This is a genomic window from Peribacillus asahii (assembly GCF_004006295.1).
GTDB classification, from domain to species: Bacteria; Bacillota; Bacilli; order Bacillales; family DSM-1321; genus Peribacillus; species Peribacillus asahii_A.
The window spans coordinates 3,769,607-3,786,946 of sequence record NZ_CP026095.1; the positions used below are offsets into that span (position 1 = coordinate 3,769,607).

The 17,340-nt window shown below is 38.1% G+C and carries 17 protein-coding genes, 2 tRNA genes, 1 riboswitch and 1 other annotated feature; of the genes, 1 reads left to right on the plus strand and 18 read right to left on the minus strand.

What is annotated here, in order from left to right; genetic code table 11:
• Positions 1-44 precede the first annotated feature (44 nt).
• The 16 genes from ilvN to BAOM_RS18625 form a co-directional block, all read right to left on the minus strand.
• A complete protein-coding gene (gene ilvN / locus BAOM_RS18550) occupies positions 45-566 on the minus strand; it encodes an acetolactate synthase small subunit (protein WP_127761555.1) in 522 nt (173 codons plus the stop codon).
• Positions 567-568: 2 nt separating this feature from the next.
• Positions 569-2,281 carry an acetolactate synthase large subunit gene (gene ilvB / locus BAOM_RS18555; RefSeq protein WP_127761556.1) on the minus strand — a complete coding sequence of 571 codons (1,713 nt, stop codon included), beginning with the start codon at positions 2,279-2,281 and terminating at the stop codon, positions 569-571.
• A gap of 102 nt (positions 2,282-2,383) precedes the next feature.
• Positions 2,384-2,628: a binding site (T-box leader), on the minus strand.
• A 392-nt stretch (positions 2,629-3,020) separates the two neighbouring features.
• Positions 3,021-3,296, minus strand: coding sequence for a GNAT family N-acetyltransferase (locus tag BAOM_RS18560; protein WP_127761557.1), 276 nt, complete (start codon positions 3,294-3,296; stop codon positions 3,021-3,023).
• 211 nt (positions 3,297-3,507) lie between these two features.
• A tRNA-Arg gene (locus BAOM_RS18565) sits at positions 3,508-3,581 on the minus strand.
• Positions 3,582-3,748: 167 nt separating this feature from the next.
• Positions 3,749-3,822, minus strand: a tRNA-Arg gene (locus BAOM_RS18570).
• Between the two features lie 48 nt (positions 3,823-3,870).
• Complete coding sequence (locus BAOM_RS18575) at positions 3,871-4,383, minus strand: metallophosphoesterase family protein (RefSeq protein ID WP_127761558.1); 513 nt, start codon at positions 4,381-4,383, stop codon at positions 3,871-3,873.
• Position 4,384: 1 nt separating this feature from the next.
• Positions 4,385-4,993: an XTP/dITP diphosphatase gene (locus tag BAOM_RS18580; protein ID WP_127761559.1), complete on the minus strand. Its 609-nt coding sequence runs from the start codon at positions 4,991-4,993 to the stop codon at positions 4,385-4,387.
• Positions 4,994-5,226: 233 nt separating this feature from the next.
• Positions 5,227-6,303, minus strand: a complete 1,077-nt coding sequence (locus tag BAOM_RS18585) for a GerMN domain-containing protein (protein WP_127761560.1) — start codon at positions 6,301-6,303, stop codon at positions 5,227-5,229.
• A gap of 149 nt (positions 6,304-6,452) precedes the next feature.
• Entirely contained in the window at positions 6,453-7,253 is an 801-nt protein-coding gene (racE, locus tag BAOM_RS18590; protein ID WP_127761561.1) for a glutamate racemase, read from the minus strand.
• Positions 7,254-7,724: 471 nt separating this feature from the next.
• Positions 7,725-7,949 carry a helix-turn-helix domain-containing protein gene (locus BAOM_RS18595; protein ID WP_028392149.1) on the minus strand — a complete coding sequence of 75 codons (225 nt, stop codon included), beginning with the start codon at positions 7,947-7,949 and terminating at the stop codon, positions 7,725-7,727.
• A 233-nt stretch (positions 7,950-8,182) separates the two neighbouring features.
• Complete coding sequence (locus tag BAOM_RS18600) at positions 8,183-8,476, minus strand: hypothetical protein (protein WP_127761562.1); 294 nt, start codon at positions 8,474-8,476, stop codon at positions 8,183-8,185.
• Positions 8,477-8,564: 88 nt separating this feature from the next.
• Positions 8,565-8,819 (minus strand): hypothetical protein, encoded by a 255-nt coding sequence (locus BAOM_RS18605; protein ID WP_127761563.1) that lies wholly within the window; start codon positions 8,817-8,819, stop codon positions 8,565-8,567.
• Positions 8,820-9,077: 258 nt separating this feature from the next.
• Positions 9,078-9,539 (minus strand): acyl-CoA thioesterase, encoded by a 462-nt coding sequence (locus BAOM_RS18610; protein WP_127761564.1) that lies wholly within the window; start codon positions 9,537-9,539, stop codon positions 9,078-9,080.
• A 195-nt stretch (positions 9,540-9,734) separates the two neighbouring features.
• The gene (gene sdhB, locus BAOM_RS18615; protein ID WP_127761565.1) at positions 9,735-10,496 is read right to left on the minus strand and encodes a succinate dehydrogenase iron-sulfur subunit; all 762 of its coding nucleotides are present in this window, start codon (positions 10,494-10,496) and stop codon (positions 9,735-9,737) included.
• An 18-nt stretch (positions 10,497-10,514) separates the two neighbouring features.
• On the minus strand, positions 10,515-12,266 hold the full coding sequence (sdhA, locus tag BAOM_RS18620; protein WP_127761566.1) for a succinate dehydrogenase flavoprotein subunit: 1,752 nt from the start codon (positions 12,264-12,266) through the stop codon (positions 10,515-10,517).
• A gap of 61 nt (positions 12,267-12,327) precedes the next feature.
• The gene (locus BAOM_RS18625; RefSeq protein ID WP_127761567.1) at positions 12,328-12,936 is read right to left on the minus strand and encodes a succinate dehydrogenase cytochrome b558 subunit; all 609 of its coding nucleotides are present in this window, start codon (positions 12,934-12,936) and stop codon (positions 12,328-12,330) included.
• A gap of 375 nt (positions 12,937-13,311) precedes the next feature.
• Between BAOM_RS18625 and BAOM_RS18630 the strand changes: the two genes are divergently transcribed.
• Positions 13,312-13,764, plus strand: a complete 453-nt coding sequence (locus tag BAOM_RS18630; RefSeq protein ID WP_127761568.1) for a YslB family protein — start codon at positions 13,312-13,314, stop codon at positions 13,762-13,764.
• A 53-nt stretch (positions 13,765-13,817) separates the two neighbouring features.
• On the opposite strand, the gene BAOM_RS18635 is transcribed toward BAOM_RS18630, so the two are convergent.
• Together BAOM_RS18635 and uvrC are read right to left on the minus strand one after the other, a co-directional pair.
• The gene (locus tag BAOM_RS18635; protein WP_127761569.1) at positions 13,818-15,050 is read right to left on the minus strand and encodes an aspartate kinase; all 1,233 of its coding nucleotides are present in this window, start codon (positions 15,048-15,050) and stop codon (positions 13,818-13,820) included.
• Between the two features lie 119 nt (positions 15,051-15,169).
• Positions 15,170-15,346, minus strand: a riboswitch (Lysine riboswitch).
• A 61-nt stretch (positions 15,347-15,407) separates the two neighbouring features.
• On the minus strand, positions 15,408-17,180 hold the full coding sequence (gene uvrC / locus BAOM_RS18640; RefSeq protein ID WP_127761570.1) for an excinuclease ABC subunit UvrC: 1,773 nt from the start codon (positions 17,178-17,180) through the stop codon (positions 15,408-15,410).
• Positions 17,181-17,340 lie beyond the last annotated feature (160 nt).

Consider the following 17,340-nt stretch of genomic DNA (forward strand, 5'->3'; position numbering starts at 1 on the left):
CTAAAGTTAGTTTTTTAGTTGATTCATTTATTAAATTTATTAAATTAAACAATCGTTTGGGCCTTGCTGCTTTTGCTATTGGCTAACTGCATTCCGCGTGGGAAAGCAGCTGTTCCTGTTCGAGCTAACTCTTTAATGCCGTATGGCTTAATTAGTTCAATAAAAGCTTCAATCTTATCAGATTCACCTGTAATTTGAACCGTTAAGCTATCTTTACTCACATCAATAACAGAAGCACGGAAAGGTTCAATAACAGCATATATTTCAGCTCGCGTTTGACTTGTCACTTGAACTTTAATCAGTGCCAATTCGCGCGCAACGATTGCTTGATTACTAATATCATTTACTTTTAATACATCGATTTGTTTATGAAGCTGTTTTGTCATTTGTTCGATAACTGTTTCATCATCTACTTGAACAACGACGGTGATTCTTGAAATCCCTTCTTGCTCAGAAGAACCAACCGTGATGCTTTCAATGTTGTAATTTCTTTTTGTAAACAGGTTCGTAATCCGATTAAGAACCCCTGGCCTATTGTTTACAGTAAGAGTAAGAATTCCTTTCATGATTACACTCCTTCCATTTCATGGAGAGCTTTTCCTGCTGCTACCATCGGATACACATTTTCTTCTGGTTTGACACGGAAATCGATTAATACAGGGCCGTCGATTGCCAACGCTTCCTCAATGCGCGCACTTGCTTCTTCTTCCGTACTTACTGAAAAGCCAGGAATACCATAAGCATCCGCTAATTTCACAAAATCAGGCTGTGATTGGAATACACTTTGTGAATAACGTTTCTCGTAGAAAAGCTCTTGCCATTGTCTAACCATTCCTAAAACTCCATTATTAAGAATGATGATTTTGACTGGTAAGTTTCTTTCCGCAATCACGCCTAATTCTTGACTGCACATTTGGAAACCACCATCACCTGAAATGGAAAGCACGGTAGCCTCAGGATTTGCAAGCTGTGCACCAAGTGCTGCAGGTAAACCAAAGCCCATTGTGCCAAGTCCGCCGGAAGTAACCCATGAATTCGGTTTATTAAAGCGATAGTATTGCGCTGCCCACATTTGATGTTGACCGACATCCGTTGTAACGATAGCTTCTCCATTTGTTTTTTCATGAAGAAGTTCAATCACTCGTTGCGGCATTAAATATTCATCAGATGATGTATAGCGCAATGGGAATTCTTTATTCCACTTAACAAGTTGATTCATCCACTCAGTAATTTCAGGTTTTTTACCATTTTGAGCAATTAACTCTGCCAATGCTTCTTTTGCATCACCAACAACTGGGATTTTTGTTGGAACGTTTTTCCCAATTTCAGCTGGGTCAATATCAATATGAGCAACGGTCGCATTCGGTGCAAAGTCTGAAAGTTTACCTGTTAAGCGATCGTCAAATCGAGCGCCGATATTGACGAGTAAATCACATTCTGATAAAGCCATATTAGCTGCATAACATCCGTGCATGCCGGCAAGCCCGACGTATTGTGCATGATTTGCCGGGAATCCGCCAAGTCCAAGTAAAGTATGAACAATTGGAAGACCTTGTTGTTCTGCATATTCTAATAATTGATCAGCTGCTTTCGAATGAAGAACACCCGCTCCTGCAAGAATGACCGGCTTTTTAGCACCGCTCACAGCCTCAACTAACTTGCGAATTTGCAAATAATTCGGTTTCGTTGTTGGCTGATAACCTGGAAGATCCATTTCAGGGTCTAAGTGTGAAATCGCTTCTCCAATTGCCATATCTTTCGGAATATCAATTAATACAGGACCTGGACGGCCAGTTGATGCGATATAAAAAGCTTCTTTAATAATCCGTGGAAAATCTTTAGGATCTCTCACTTGATAATTATGTTTGGTAATCGGAGTCGTAATTCCAAGAATATCTGCCTCTTGGAACGCATCTGAACCAATTAATCCAGTAGCCACTTGCCCTGTAAAAACAACTAACGGTAAAGAATCAATCATAGCATCCGCTAAACCTGTTACAATATTCGTTGCACCAGGCCCTGATGTTACGATTACTACTCCCGGTTTGCCTGTAATTCTTGCATACCCTTCCGCTGCATGAATGGCACCTTGCTCATGCCTTGTTAAAACATGGAACAAACCTGAATTATATAGTTTATCGTAAATTGGTAATGCGGCACCGCCAGGATAGCCGAAAATAACATCTACATTTTCCCTTTTCAATGCTTCTGTTAAAAATTCAGCACCAGTGTACTTTACTTGCTCACTCTTCCTGCCAGCTGCTGCAGTCTTCTGCGTCATACGAATAGTCCCCTCCATTTTCCTTTTAAATATTTTAATATTTCAGCTATTTCTGAATATAAAAAAGCCTCTTCCATCCCAATTCGCTTGCATATAGCAAACCAAAGGGGTGAAAGAGGCTATTTGGCCTATCCACGGTACCACCCTTTTTCGTACAAAACTTTCTGTACGCACTTTCTTGTTTTGATAACGGGTGCTGGTTTTGCACCCGTTCAGTTCTACTAGTTGACCGTTCAAACTGAAACTCCAAGGTGAGTTCATCTCTCGGGACAATACCGGCTCTCAGCAAATACCGGCTCTCTGTGACTGTCTAACGAAGGACTACTTATCCTCTTCAATGTTTTACACATAATTTATATTTTCAAAGTTTTTTTAAAATTCGTTATGTTGTATTTGTCGTAATAATACGCTGATTTTAAGAAGGAGTCAACAGGTTTTTTAAGAATTGTTTGATAATTCTAATTCGTCACTTTTTTGTATACGCTTACATCCGCGTTATTATCTTATTTTCCTACAAAAATTTTATTTTATAAAAAAAAACTAATTAAAAAATGCGATTCTTAGTACATAAACAATTTATTCCATATTATTTTCCAACCAGCTCATCAACTACTAATTTATTATTTTTTTGGAATAAAATTACTAAAAAATCCAGAACAACATATGTCTTTGTTCAAAGAGCTCCTTAAAAAACTGAGAGCGAAACAGATTGAACTGTTTCGCTCTCAATTTTTCGCCATTACTTAGCAACTATATCTTGATATTCTTTATTTTTTTCAAACTCTCTTACAACAAAGGAACACTCTGGCACAATCTTAAGATTTTCTTGACGAGCAAATTCAACAACTTTTTCAACGAGTTGGTTACCAATTTTTTGTCCACGCAGCTTCTCAGAAACGTATGTATGATCCACTGTAATTTGCTTATCTCCTGAATGCACATACGTAATCTCCGCTAATTTCTCACCCTCTGTTTCAATAAAAAAGCGATTTTCGCCATGCTCAATATTTGCCATGTTCTTCCCTCCTATTTTTCTAAAACATGGAAATATCATACATCATTTAAGCCGACAATTCAAATAACGGAATCCATTTTCAACGTTCAGCCAGCAGAATTAAATCTAAAAAATCGTTATAAATGATTTTTCAGATTCCCCTTCTTATTCAAAAACAAAAATAAAAAAGCTGGTACACAGAAGTGTATCAGCTTTTTTCATGACTAGCTAGCGTCCCAGGAGAGATTCGAACTCCCGACCGACGGCTTAGAAGGCCGTTGCTCTATCCTGCTGAGCTACTGGGACATAATAAATTTTCTTTAAGACATTTATTATTATATTTCTATCTTTATAGAAAGTCAACCTTTTTTCAAAAAATACTTTAAAGAAATACCTTATTCAATCATCGTTCACACATCAAATAAAAAAGCTAATATACGACCGTATATCAGCGCTTTCTCATGACTAACTAGCGTCCCAGGAGAGATTCGAACTCCCGACCGACGGCTTAGAAGGCCGTTGCTCTATCCTGCTGAGCTACTGGGACATATAGGATAGACAGGAAGAAATACCTGCCTATTCATTATATCTAATTTTAGCCGATTTGATAAGTATTATTTAATTCTTCAACTACTTTTCCTTTAATATCATAAAAAGTCACGGTCACTTGCTGATCTATAATATCGAGGATGGCATACGTCTTCTCCCTTCGGCCGCGCGGTTGACGAATGCTGCCAGGATTAACATACAGCCTACCATCAATTAATTCAGAGCCGGCTGTATGCGAATGACCAAAGCAAATAATCTTCGCATCTGTTTCCTCGCTTCTATAGGAAATACTAAGAAGCGTCATTTTCACATTATATAAATGTCCATGTGTAATCAAAAACTTTTGACCTGCTATTTCTTCGACAATATCATTGGGATACGTCATATCGCGGTCACAATTACCTCGCACCGCTGTCCACTCCATCATAAGGGGGTCTTCCTTCATAAGTTCAGAATCGCCACAGTGAATCATCGATACTATTTCATGTTTATGTCGTTCTGTGATTATACTGATTTCATCTGTTAAGCCATGACTGTCACTCATAACAAGCACTTTCATCTTACTTTCCTTCTTCCTTTAAAAATGCATCTAACTTATCTCCAAGTGCTTTTAAAGCAGTAGCACGATGGCTAATTTTATTTTTTTCTTCTTTTGTCAGTTCGGCTGTTGTTTTTCCTAATTCCTCTACAAGAAAAATTGGATCATAACCAAAACCGTTGTCACCTACAGGTTGCTCTGTAATAATTCCTTCAATTGTTCCCGATACCGTAATCGTTTCTTGATTTGGAGAAGCGACCGCTAGAGCACAATAAAATCTCGCTGTCCTCTTTTCCGTTGGTACACCTGCCAATTCACGCAGCACTTTGTTGGTGTTCGCTTCATCATTTTTTTCTTCTCCTGCATAACGCGCAGAATAAACACCTGGGCGTCCATCTAATGCATCAACGATTAATCCAGAATCATCAGCGACAACGACTTGATTATATTCCTTAGCAATGGCCTCTGCTTTTAAAATAGCATTCTCCTCAAAGGTTGTCCCTGTTTCTTCTACATCAGGTGAATGAGGTACATCAAGAAGCGTTTTTACTTTATATCCTTTTGCTTGAAATAAACTTTCGAACTCTTTCGCTTTTCCTTCATTTTTCGTAGCAATAATAACAGTCTTCACAAGAGGCATCTCCTTTTATTTAAGCTCTCTGTTAAATAGCTTTCATTTTAGGCTCATTTAACCTTTCAGCAAGGCTGAAAGGCATGTAAAACCGCATTTTCACACGAATAAAGTAAAAATCGTATGACAAAGCTTGATTTAACTATATACTATGTATACCCACAGTCTAACATAAATGGCTCGATTGAATAAAAAATAAAGAGGCAGCGTATCGCTAACCTCCATTTTCAACATTAGAAACTTCCTGTATTCACTTGATCCGGACGAACGACTGGCTCTGATAACTTTTTCCCTTCTTCATTGACTACGTCCGCTTTTCCATTCACCTGTATTTCTACACTTTCGATGCCTTTTTGTTCAGTTAAAGATAAAACAAGTGCATTTAGCAACGATTGTGACACTTTCTTCTCCTTCTCTTTAAAGCTATTTAAAATAGACTCATTAAAATTCAACGTCACTTTGCCATCCTCAAGAACTGGCTTATCAACCAAAGCGATATCTGGAACAAATTCAGTTTGAAGCTTAGACGACATCGCAGGTCCCTTCGCTAATTCAGAAATAGCAGCCGTAATATTATCTTCCGTATTTTCACTTACTCGACGTGTAACCGGGACATAATAATAATTGCCTGGTTCTCCCCCTACATAATAAACGGTTAATGCTTTTGTATTCGTAATATCAACAACATCACTTGTATCTAGGTTAATCCCTGACGCACGTGATAATTCTTCATGAATCGGTGTGCCTCCTACGGGCATTTCTGTTAATTCCTCACCGTTTAAGCGCAACTGCACTTTCTCAATGGATTCGAATTGAGTCAGTGTCCAAGTAATAGCTTGTAAAATCTTTAACTCATCTTCTTTTTGGTAATTTTTAAACTCTTTTGAGAAGTCGGCAATGGCGACACCGTCTTTAATATCTACATCTACCTGTGTATCCGCAGGGAGAACCGCTCGGAAACCATTTGGCAGCATATCTGTCACAGGGCCTTTCTCGACTAAATATTCCAAAGCCTGTTTTGCTGCTCCTTCAGATTTCGGTAGTTCAATCGTTTGCGGGACAACGTAACCATCTTTATCAATTAAATAAAGCTCCCTCTTAATTGTATTCTTAACTGCTTCCTCTTTTCCTTCCCCGCTTTGACTATTACCATTCGTCTCCTCAAGAGCCGGCTGCTCATCTACTAAGGAAACATCTGTAGGAGGATCAATTTGTTTTTTCTCTTCCCCACCAAATAGGCCGCAGCCAGCAAGCCAAACAGAAGAGGCTAAAAGCGTTGTCACTACTGTTATTTTTCTTATTTTGGACATAAAATCACTCCTAGGACAGTTTGTACTACTATTTATACGAGCCCTCTAAGATTTTAGACCTTTTATTGAAAGAAGCGAGAGTAAATTATATAGTCCATAATAATAGGAATCTTATAGAAAAACTAAAAAAAGACCTCCAAATGGAAGTCCTATAAAGAATCAATTTTAATGGTTTCAACCGTTTCAATATCACGATTAAGCCATTTTGAAGCAATTTCACTAAAGATATCTTTAGATCCTGTCGTGAAAAAACGATGGATAGGACGCACTTTACTTCGATTCATTAATCGATAATAGTCCAAGATTACACTTGCTTCACGGGCCGTTTCATCCCCTGAGGAAATCACCTGTACACGACCTCCCATATAGCGGGAAATAACTGGACCAAGCAATGGGTAATGCGTACAACCAAGAATTAACGTATCAATCTTTGTTTTCTTTAAAGGCTTTAATGTTTCTGCGACAACCCTGTCCACAATCTCTCCCTCAAACTCACCGCTTTCAACGATTGGAACAAATTTTGGACAGGCTAAACTTGTCACTTTCACATGATCATTAATAGAAGCAAGCGCTTCATCATACGCATGACTTTTTACCGTTCCAATCGTGCCGATTACACCAATATGTAACGTATCGGATACTTTGATTGCTGCCCTTGCTCCAGGATGAATAACCCCTAGCACAGGAATTGCCAGCTCTGCTCGAATATCCTCTAAAACAGCAGCTGTCGCTGTATTACAAGCAATAATTAGCATTTTAATATCGTGTTTTAATAGAAAACGGGTCATTTGCCACGTGAATTTTTTTACATCTTCTTTTGATCTTGGTCCATAGGGACATCTAGCCGTATCTCCTAAATAGATAATCTGTTCGTTAGGAAGCTGTCGCATAATTTCTTTTACAACCGTCAACCCACCGACTCCTGAATCTATAATTCCAATTGATTTCAAAAAACTCGCCTCATTCTTCCTTCATTTCATGGTGCAACTTTGTTAAAGCAGCTTTCAAAGAAGCGTTGTCTATATTACTAAAGAAAGTAGCATGTCAATCAAACAACAAATTACTTCATAACTCTAGCTTCTTATTTGCTTCCTGAAACCTTATCATACTCCCATTTTGGATGAAAGTGAATGAGATTTCAACCATTGGTTAGAAAAACACGACTTATCTCCCCTCTTTATAAAAATCAATATCTTTTTATACTACAACCTTTTAACCCTTAAAATATAAGACGTGTGAAACCAAGGTTTCACACGCAACAACCCTAGAATCAGCAGCGTCCTAATATTATATAGTTATAGGACAAAAATAGAGCAGCAACATAGGTGTTGAACAATGAATTGTTTAACATTTCCTTTGATGCTGCTCACAATGGGAGAGAAGTTTCTATATGAATATTTACATAGAATGCAGTCAAAACATTAAAGCTTAAGCTCTCCCATACGAAGGAGTTCTATAACCGCTTGTGAACGCCCCTTAACTCCAAGCTTTTGCATCGCATTAGAAATATGATTTCGAACTGTTTTCTCGCTTATAAACAATTCACCTGCGATTTCTTTTGTTGTTTTGTCCTGTACTAGTAACTCAAATACTTCCTTTTCTCTTTTGGTGAGTAGTGGCTTATGAGTGAATTCGTTCTCCTTCAATTAATGTAACCCTCCTTGCCTTCACCAGCATAAAACCCGGAGTGGGTGTCTATTTAGTCACGATATAGTATGTCGATAAAGGTGAGGGAGTGACTCTTTTGCTTATATAATTTAAATTTTCTTTTTTAACCTTTTTAAAATTGTGGATAACAAAATGACGTTAGGCTCATTTGTGTAAGACCATGTTCACGTACATCTTTGAGTTATGCTGAAAGGCTACTCACCCTTCTATTTCAATCATTCGCTTCCCGTTGAATAAATATTTCCTGATTCAATCCACCCTTCGCCTTCCCTGATACTTGAAAAGTTGCTGTTTCACCAGCTTTTACTTCTAGCTCTAGAGCATCAGTGATTAACCAATCTATTTTATTTTGAATTGTATAGATGCCCGGCGGTACTTCAAACACTACCTCTCGATCACGAGCTATTTCTCCTGCTACTTCACCATTTAACAGTATTTGAAAATTGCGGAACATTGCGTAGAATCCTTTTTTCCTTATAACCTTTATGTATGCTATTTCAGGCACTATACTCCCTCCCTTTTTCTTATTGGTTCTGTTAAATAACGTTATTGATTAGCATAGCCTTCTTATCATGCTGATTTTGTAACATCAGCTACAGCATCCAAAAATTGAAGATAATACTCCATATTCCTTTGGAAGATGTCAGCAATAAGACAATATTCTCTAACAGAGTATTGACATCAAGTGTCGGTATATAAAAATACGAAATATTATAAAGCAACCATTGATTATCGTCTAAGTCATTAAGAAATTGGTTAAAACTGCTCTCTCCCTCTTCCCTAAATACACTCATGCTTCTAACTGCTTCTACATTTCCAGCATTACTAATGCAAATCAAATGCTTCATCCGATAATGCAAATTCTCCTGTCTCTATTCGTTTATTATTAAAAGAATAATAGTCTAGCATCATACTGGAAATTTCATATCAGCACATTTTTCTTTACTTATACTAAAATACCTACGATATTTTATTGTAAGTAAAGAACGGAACAACTTCAAACAATTTTCAAGCATCTCTCAGAAACAGCAACAACGAACCAGGACTATCCAATCAAAAAAATCTCCTAGAATTCTTTTCCTAGGAGATTTTACATATGACTATTCTCACTCTACTTCTTGAAATTGTCCTAATATCGCTTTCACTTCTTCACTCCAAGGAAGGGATCTCCCAGTAGCTTTCGAAATTTGAACAATTGCTCCCCTGCCCGTATAGCAAACTGAGCCGTCTTCTCTTGTAATCATATAATGAAGATCCACAGACGACGTACCGATTTTGGCTGCCTTAACGTGCACATATAAGTGTTCATCAAAAAACACTTGTTGAAGATAATCACATTGCAAATCAGCCACAACAATGATGGCATCATCGTTTGCCTCTAACCATTTTTGCATTAAGCCTAAATGCTTAAAGTATTCCATTCTTGCTTCCTCAAAATATGTGAATGTAATCGTATTATTTAGATGACCGAACATATCTGTTTCCGAAAAACGAACCTTTACCTCTTGCTTAAAGGAAAAACTAGTTTGCCACTGTTCAAAATTTTCAATATATGAGATTCTACTCAAAATGCTGCCTCCTCTTATTCAATGAATGGTTATTCATTCATTTTAAAGCAAAGTGTATATAATTGAAAGATTTTTACATAATATACCTAAATTTCATTAAACAGCCTCACTCACCTTGCCACCATAGAGCTAGCATGAAAATACGCAAAAAAAAGAACCTATATCATAAGATACAGGTTCTTTTCATACGATTGATTAAACTTGATCGCTTCCGAAGAAGTTACGGAATGATTGAATTGCAGTATCACGGTTAAGAGCTGCAATCGAAGTTGTTAATGGAATACCTTTTGGACAAGACTGTACGCAGTTTTGTGAGTTACCGCAGTTAGCAAGTCCTCCATCTGTCATGATTGCATTTAAACGTTCTGCTCTGTTCATCGCACCAGTTGGATGAGCGTTGAATAAACGAACTTGTGATAATGGTTGTGGTCCAATAAAGTTTGAGCTGTCGTTCACATTTGGACATGCTTCTAGACATACACCACAAGTCATACATTTAGATAATTCGTAAGCCCATTGACGTTTACGCTCTGGCATACGAGGACCTGGTCCAAGATTGTACGTTCCATCGATTGGAATCCAAGCTTTTACTTTTTTCAAGTTGTCGAACATGCGGCTACGGTCAACTTGAAGGTCACGAACAACTGGGAAAGTACGCATTGGTGCAAGACGAACAGGTTGTTCTAATTGATCAACAAGTGCTGTACATGATTGTCTTGGTTTTCCATTGATAACCATTGAACAAGCTCCACATACTTCTTCCAAACAGTTCATATCCCAAGCAATTGGAGTTGTTTGTTTACCGCTTTTTGTTACAGGATTACGACGAATTTCCATTAATGCTGAAATTACGTTCATATTAGGACGATACGGTAATTCAAATTCCTCATCATAAGGAGCTGAATCTGGTGTATCTTGACGAGTGATGATAAAACGTACAGTTTTAGTTTCAGACATTTGGTGTTCTCTCCCTTCTTAATGTGTAGTTGTGTAGTCGCGTTTACGAGGTGGAACTAGCGACACATCGATATCTTCATAATGGAATGCTGGCGCTTGATCTAGACCTTTGAACGTAGCCATTGTTGTTTTCATGAAGTTCTCATCATCACGCTCTGGGAACTCTGGTTTGTAGTGCGCTCCACGGCTTTCGTTACGGTTTAAGGCACCAATTGTCATAACACGAGCTAATTGCAACATGTTTTGTAATTGTCTAGTAAATGCAGCACCTTGGTTGCTCCATTTAGCAGTATCGTTAATGTTGATGTTTTTATAGCGTTCCATCAACTCAAGAATTTTGTTATCTGTTTCTTTCAATTTATCATTGTAACGAACAACCGTCATGTTATTCGTCATCCATTCTCCAAGCTCTTTATGAAGAACATAAGCATTTTCTGCACCGTCTAATGACATGACGTTATTCCATTTCTCTTGCTCTTGTTTTACATAGCCGTCAAACAATGAAGAAGGAAGTGCGTCCGTTGTTTTCTCTAAACCTTCGACATATTTAGCTGCATTTGGTCCAGCTACAGATCCACCATAGATAGCGGATAGAAGAGAGTTAGCTCCTAGACGGTTCGCACCGTGTTGAGAGTAATCACACTCACCAGCAGCAAATAGACCTTTGATATTTGTCATTTGGTCATAATCTACCCATAATCCACCCATTGAATAGTGAACCGCAGGGAAAATTTTCATTGGAAGTTTACGTGGATCTTCACCCATGAATTTCTCGTAAATTTCAATGATACCACCAAGTTTAATATCAAGTTCTTTAGGATCTTTATGTGAAAGATCAAGGTAAACCATGTTTTCCCCATTGATACCTAGCTTATCGTTTACACATACGTCGAAGATTTCACGAGTCGCGATATCACGAGGTACTAAGTTTCCGTATGCTGGGTATCTTTCTTCTAAGAAGTACCAAGGTTTTCCGTCTTTATATGTCCATACTCGTCCACCTTCACCACGAGCAGATTCACTCATTAGGCGAAGTTTGTCATCACCAGGAATCGCTGTTGGGTGAATTTGAATGAACTCACCGTTCGCATAGTTAACACCTTGTTGATATACGATAGATGCTGCTGAACCTGTGTTGATCATGGAGTTTGTAGATTTACCAAAGATAATTCCTGGTCCACCGCTCGCCATAATAACAGCGTCAGCAGGGAATGCTTTGATTTCCATAGAAGCTAAGTTTTGAGCAACAACTCCGCGTGCTGTTTGTTGTTCATCGATTACAGCTCCAAGGAACTCCCAACCTTCATATTTCGTTACAAGACCTTCTACTTCATAACGACGTACTTGCTCGTCCATCGCATAAAGTAATTGTTGACCAGTTGTTGCGCCAGCAAATGCTGTACGGCTATGTTGTGTTCCACCAAAACGACGGAAGTCAAGTAAACCTTCTGGTGTACGGTTAAACATAACGCCCATACGGTCAAACATATTGATAATTCCTGGTGCTGCTTCACACATCGCTTTTACTGGTGGTTGGTTCGCTAAAAAGTCCCCACCGTATACTGTATCATCAAAGTGGATCCATGGAGAATCCCCTTCACCTTTTGTATTAACTGCTCCATTAATACCGCCTTGGGCACATACAGAGTGAGAGCGTTTTACAGGAACTAGTGAGAATAACTCAACCTGTTTCCCCATCTCTGCCGCTTTAATCGCAGCCATTAAACCTGCTAGTCCGCCACCGACGATAGCTATTTTACCTTTACCCAATCTTGTCACTCCCTTATTTCCATTATCCTTATAATCCTCTTGCTCTTAATTCATTCGCTTATCATACAAAAGCGAAAATTGCGCTAACACCAATGTAAGAAAGTGCAACAAATACTACTAATGTAACATAAGTCATGATTTTTTGTGATTTAGGTGTAATTGTTAATCCCCAACTAACTGCAAATGACCATAATCCATTAGCAAAGTGGAAAATCGCTGAGATAACCCCCACAATGTAGAATGCAATCATAAATGGACTAGAGAAGATTTCAGCCATCATGTCAAAGTTAACTTCTGCTCCTAAAGCCTTTTGAATTCGAGTTGCCCAAATGTGCCAAACAAGGAAAATTAAAGTGATAATTCCAGTTACACGTTGTAACATGAACATCCAGTTACGGAAGAACCCGAATCTTCCTAAATTGTTTTTAGCTGTAAAAGCAATATAGATTCCATAAACAGCATGAAAAATTAATGGTAGATAGATGACAACCCATTCTACCACTATCAACATTGGCACATATTCAATTGCATGAGCCGCAGTATTGAAAGTTTCCTCTCCTTTTGTTGCCATAAAGTTCACTGATAGATGGAAGATGAGGAATAACCCGATTGGAATTACCCCAAGAAGTGAATGAAGCCTACGATTTCCAAACTCACGATTTTTTGCCACTAAGTGCCCCCCCTTAATTTGTGAAAAATCATGCTCAGATAAATTGGTGGCTACCTTTTATCCTCGCACAAATGCAAGCATAGAATTTTCCCTATACTTTTTTACAATTATGTGACACCACTATTTTACTCCTCACTTGTATGTGCGTCAAGAAAACGGATACAAGATTTCTTTTTTTCACGATAGAAATTCATGATAATCTACCAAGGTAAATTCTAAATTATCTAAATTTTTACAAAAATTATTATTATAGGTATCTATATCATGAAATAGTATGTTAATATTTTCCAATAATTTCCGAAAATATTTTAAAAAATAGTACAGCATCAAAATGAAAATTGTTTATAATAGATTTACAGAAAGAGGCGATTCACAATGAAAAAAAATCTCGCAGAAACTTTAGAAGACTCTGTAATAAACGAACTTCAAATTCCTACTTTTGGCTATGAACTCATTCGAGAAATTGTCTTAGATAATATCCTCGGACAAGACTCCTACCAAATCCTTTATTGGACTGGGAAACAGTTAGCTAGAAAGTTCCCTTTGAGTAGTATGGGTGAAGTGGTTGCATTTTTTCAAAGTGCTGGCTGGGGTGATTTAATCATCGAAAAAGAAACAAAAAATGAAATGGAACTCACCTTAACCGGAGAAATTATCAATCGCCGCCTAGAGCTCTATTCGGACTGCCATTTCCAACTAGAAACTGGATTCCTCGCTGAGCAGAGCGCCCTTCAAAAAAAATGCAGCAGTGAAGCAGTTGCTGAAATTAAAAAACGCGCAAAAAGAGTCATTTTCACGGTTCAATGGGATCCAAAAGATCCACTTTAATCGTGCTGTAAAACAGACTTACGATAAAGTAAGTCTGTTTTACACCTCTTTAATTAAGCTAACGTTTTTGAATGGGCACCTAAGTTGAAGGCAACATGCAGAGCTTCTACCGCTTTAACCATTTCCTTTTCATTGATAACGGTTGACACTTTAATTTCTGATGTACTAACCATTTTCACCTGGATTCCCGTGTTCGCCATCACTTCAAACATTTCAGCTGCGACTCCAGGGTTTGAGACCATACCTGAACCAACGATTGATACTTTCGCTAAGCCATCTTCTGTTTCGATTCTTTCAAACTCAAGGTTCGGTTTATTACTTTCCAATACTTGAAGAGCTTCTTGAAGAGCCTCACTTTTAATTGAAAACGAAAGATTTGTTGTCTCTTCAGATGTCATTGTTTGAATAATGATATCTACGTTAATATGATGCTTTGCAAGCGTTGTAAAAATGGTTGATAAAGTGCTAAGTGTACGCGGTAAACCAAACACCGTCACACGTGTAATTTTATCTTCAAAAGCAATACCTCTTACAATTAAATTTTCTTCCATTGTTGCTTCCTCCTCAATAATCGTCCCTGATTCTTTCTCCATACTAGAACGTACTTCTAGTGGAATGTGGTAATTTTTGGCAAACTCTACCGCACGTGGGTGAAGTACGCCAGCTCCTAAATTTGCAAGTTCTAACATTTCATCATATGAAATCGATAAGAGCTTTCTCGCCTCTTTAATATAGCGTGGGTCCGTCGTAAATACGCCGGTTACGTCCGTATAAATGTCACAGCGTTGCGCTTTCAGTGCTGCAGCTAGTGCAACAGCTGTTGTATCTGAACCTCCGCGCCCTAATGTCGTAATGTTCCCTTCCTCATCTACCCCTTGGAATCCAGCAACGACAACCACTTTCCCTGCTTGTAATTCCGCTTCCATACGTTTTGTATCAATTTGTAAAATGCGTGCATTGCCATGGACTGCTTCCGTTTGGATTCCTGCTTGCCACCCTGTAAATGAAATCGTTTGCTGACCTTGCTCAAGTAAGGCCATTGTTAGTAAAGAAATCGTAACCTGCTCACCTGTTGACAGCAGCATATCCATTTCACGCTTACTTGGATTATCTGTAATTTCCTTTGCCATTGTTACCAATTCATCCGTTGTTTTGCCCATCGCTGACACGACGACAACGACATCGTTCCCTCTCTCTACTTCTTCCATGACCCGTCTTGCCACATTTTTAATTTTTGTGACATTTCCGACGGATGTACCGCCAAACTTCTGTACAATAATTGGCATATTCATTCATCCTCTCTGTTGTTTACACTAAACTGAATTTGATATGTACAAGCACAAAAAAAGCAACGAGATATATCTCATTGCTTTGTCCGCGAAAAATACTATAAATACGGCAAATACAGTGAGATAGCTCTCCAGGAAATTCTTCCTGACAGTCTGCCATTTATTCAATGTCAAACCAGAAAAACAAAGTATGAGTTTTGTTTTCCTTCGGCGATTTCCCCTTTCAAAACCTTTCACAGAAGCTCATACTTCTCTAGGTTTCTACTCTTGAATCTCGCACCTCTATCAGCACTCTTTAATTGTCATGTTCAAAATTCTTCTTGAGTATAGCATAGAGGAGAAAGTGAATCAAGTTCATTTCTGAAATTTTTGGAAGATGGCCTCTGCTACTTTTTCGGGCATACCTGCTTGAACAAGCTCTTCAATAGAGGCTTCTTTTATTTTTTTTAGCGAACCGAATGATTTAAGCAATTGCTTACGCCTCTTCTCACCAACTCCTGAAATATCGTCAAGCTGTGAATGAATCGCATTTTTCCCACGAAGTTGCCTATGGAAGGTTATCGCAAATCGATGCACTTCATCTTGAATTCGCTGCAATAAATAAAACTCCTGACTCTGTCGGTCAAGTGGAATAATTTCAAGCGGATTCCCTATCATCAATTCAGATGTACGATGCTTCTCATCCTTTACTAGACCAGCTAACGGTATATCGAGGCCTAATTCATTCTCCAAAATATCCCTAACCGCTTCAACATGTCCTTTTCCCCCGTCAATAATGATTAAATCCGGTAGTGGCAGCCCTTCTTTTAACACACGTGAATATCTTCTGCGTACAACTTCCCGCATCGATTCATAATCATCCGGCCCTTGCACCGTTTTAATTTTATATTTGCGGTATTCTTTTTTTACTGGCTTCCCATCTATAAATACAACTAGTGCAGATACAGGATTTGTTCCTTGAATATTGGAGTTATCAAACGCTTCAATACGATGAGGTGTATAAATTCCTAACTGCTTTCCTAAATTCTCGACAGCCTTTATGGATCGTTCCTCATCTCGTTCAAGAAGAGAGAATTTTTCGTGTAGTGCTAATTTAGCATTTTTATTCGCTAAATCAAGCATGTCCTTTTTCTGACCACGTTTTGGTTGAATAATTTTCACATTGAGAAGACGTTCCGCTAGGTCTGCCTCAACTGTCTCTGGAATCAAAATTTCCTTCGGCTTTAAGTGATGATCCATTTCATAAAAACGGCCTAAAAAGGTAAGCAGTTCTTCCTCTGGTTCATTATAAGCTGGAAAAAGCGAAACATCACGTTCAATTAATTTCCCCTGACGTACAAAAAACACCTGCACACACATCCAACCCTTATCATAGGCAAACCCAAAAATATCGCGATCTGTAAAATCATTCGTCATCATCTTTTGCTTTTCCATCGTAACATCAATATGAGCAATTTGGTCACGTAACTCCTTTGCTCGCTCAAAATCTAATTCTTCAGCAGCGGCATGCATGCTCTCTGTTAACGCCTTCTTTATTTCGACATGTCCGCCATTTAAGAAACGATTGATTTCATCTACAATTTGCGTATATTGTGCTTGCTCTACCTCCTTCACACAAGGAGCAAGACACTGACCTAAATGATAATAAAGGCATACCCGATTCGGCAGCGTATCGCATTTACGAAGCGGATAGATTCGATCAAGCAGTTTTTTCGTTTCAGTAGCAGCAGTCACATTGGGATACGGACCAAAATATTTCCCTTTGTCTTTTTTCACTTTCCTTGTAATAAGAAGGCGAGGATGCTTCTCTGCTGTAAGCTTAATAAATGGATACGTTTTATCATCCTTCAACATAATATTATATTTTGGATCGTATTGTTTGATTAAGTTCAACTCTAAAATAAGAGCTTCAATGTTGGAGGATGTGACAATGTATTCAAAGTCTTCAATTTCATTTACAAGTCGTAACGTTTTCCCATCATGTGAGCCTGTAAAATAAGAACGCACACGATTTTTAAGAACTTTTGCTTTCCCGACATAAATAACTGTCCCTTGACGGTCCTTCATTAAATAACAGCCAGGTTGATCTGGAAGAAGGGCTAATTTATTCTTGATTTGCTGATTCATGAACTCCCCCGCCTTATTATTTCTTCTTGTTATTACTATACAGGAAATACTCCTATCTTAAAAAATAACATCTACATTGTGAGAGACTAAAAACAAAACTTATCACCTGTAATAGCGAAAGTTAGTGTCTTTTCTTAATAGTTTAATCCTTAAAAACGAT

Coding starts and splice junctions, on each gene's coding strand:
- BAOM_RS18585 (WP_127761560.1), bottom strand. CDS start 6,303: ATGTCCAAAATAAGAAAAATAACAGTAGTGACAACGCTTTTAGCCTCT.
- BAOM_RS18560 (WP_127761557.1), bottom strand. CDS start 3,296: ATGGCAAATATTGAGCATGGCGAAAATCGCTTTTTTATTGAAACAGAG.
- BAOM_RS18630 (WP_127761568.1), top strand. CDS start 13,312: ATGAAAAAAAATCTCGCAGAAACTTTAGAAGACTCTGTAATAAACGAA.
- BAOM_RS18605 (WP_127761563.1), bottom strand. CDS start 8,819: ATGAAGCATTTGATTTGCATTAGTAATGCTGGAAATGTAGAAGCAGTT.
- sdhB (WP_127761565.1), bottom strand. CDS start 10,496: ATGTCTGAAACTAAAACTGTACGTTTTATCATCACTCGTCAAGATACA.
- uvrC (WP_127761570.1), bottom strand. CDS start 17,180: ATGAATCAGCAAATCAAGAATAAATTAGCCCTTCTTCCAGATCAACCT.
- BAOM_RS18575 (WP_127761558.1), bottom strand. CDS start 4,383: ATGAAAGTGCTTGTTATGAGTGACAGTCATGGCTTAACAGATGAAATC.
- BAOM_RS18635 (WP_127761569.1), bottom strand. CDS start 15,050: ATGCCAATTATTGTACAGAAGTTTGGCGGTACATCCGTCGGAAATGTC.
- ilvN (WP_127761555.1), bottom strand. CDS start 566: ATGAAAGGAATTCTTACTCTTACTGTAAACAATAGGCCAGGGGTTCTT.
- ilvB (WP_127761556.1), bottom strand. CDS start 2,281: ATGACGCAGAAGACTGCAGCAGCTGGCAGGAAGAGTGAGCAAGTAAAG.